General features: G+C 75.9%; 1 protein-coding gene and 1 pseudogene. Both read right to left on the bottom strand.

Features of this window, described 5'->3' with window-relative positions:
• Nucleotides 1-907, bottom strand: a pseudogene (locus tag ACFRMQ_RS40860) (hypothetical protein); the annotation flags it as partial.
• 136 nt (nt 908-1,043) lie between these two features.
• Complete coding sequence (locus ACFRMQ_RS40865) at nt 1,044-1,160, bottom strand: hypothetical protein (RefSeq protein ID WP_380736002.1); 117 nt, start codon at nt 1,158-1,160, stop codon at nt 1,044-1,046.
• Nucleotides 1,161-1,167: the final 7 nt, after the last annotated feature.

Raw genomic sequence — 1,167 nt, forward strand, 5'->3', positions numbered from 1 at the left:
GGACGCCGACCCCGAGGGCGAGGAGGGCGGCGGAACCGAGGGCCAGGAGGCTGTTGCGGGAGGAGGCGCCGGTGTGGGCCAGCTCGGGGGTGCCCGCCGGGGCGGTGGTGGCCGGGGCGGCGGTCGGGGTCGTCGCCTTCGGGGTCTCGGCGGCCGGGGCGGGGGTGGCGGTCTTGTCGGCGGCGGGCTTGGCCGGGGCCGGCTCGGCGGACTTGGTCGGCGTGGACTTGGTCGGCGCGGGCTTCGCCGGGGTGGTCGGCTTCGCGGGGGCCTTCGGGTGCGCGACCTTGACCTCGGTGATCGCGCCGCGGCCGTTGCTGGGGGAGACGATCACCTGGAGTCCGTCGACGTCCTTGGCCACGTCGGCGGAGAGACCGACCCGGAAGCGGTAGCGGACGGCGTGGCCGTCGGCGAGCGGCCCGCCCGCGGACCCGAAGGTGGCGCCGATCGCCGGGTCGCAGCCGTGCTGCAGCGCCGCGCGCTGCCACCCGCCGCGCACCATGATCTCGGCGGTGACCTGGGAGGCCTTCGGGGTGGCGCCCTGCGGGTTGAAGAACGCGATGCTCGGGACGACCCGGTGGTAGTCGGCGCCGGTCCCGTTGAAGAACTGCACCTCGAACTCCACCTTGGCGCCGCCGGCCTCGATCGTGCCGGGGGCCTTGAGGAACTTGGTGGTGGCGCCCTGGCCGTGCACCTCGACGGACCCGTCCTTCTCGTCCGCTGGGGACGGCTTCGCGGGGGCGGTGACCGGGGCGTCGTCCGGGGCGCCGCAGGCCCAGGCGGTGTCGGTGGCGAGGAGCTGGACGCCGCCCACGAGGACGGCGGTGGCGGCCAGGGTGGCGAGGCGGCGGCGGCCGGAGGACGTGCGGTTGTTCTTCGCGGAACGGGCAATGGTGGACGTGCGCATGACAGAAATCCCCCGAGGTCATCGTGCTGGTGGTGTGGGTGGGTAGGTGGTGCTGAACGGCGGCACGGTTGCCCGTTAGAGGCCGGGCCGGGACGGCCGGCGGGCGCCGGGCGGACGCGCGCCCGCCGGCGGTCGGTCAGTGCTGGTGGCGGAGCCGGCGGACGGCGATCAGGACGCCGGCCCCGAGGGCGAGGAGGGCGGCGGAGGTGAGGCCGAGGAAGGTGTTGGTGGAGGAGGCGCCGGTGTGGGCCAGCTCGGGG

This window comes from Kitasatospora sp. NPDC056783 (assembly GCF_042789895.1).
Taxonomy (GTDB): Bacteria; Actinomycetota; Actinomycetes; order Streptomycetales; family Streptomycetaceae; genus Kitasatospora.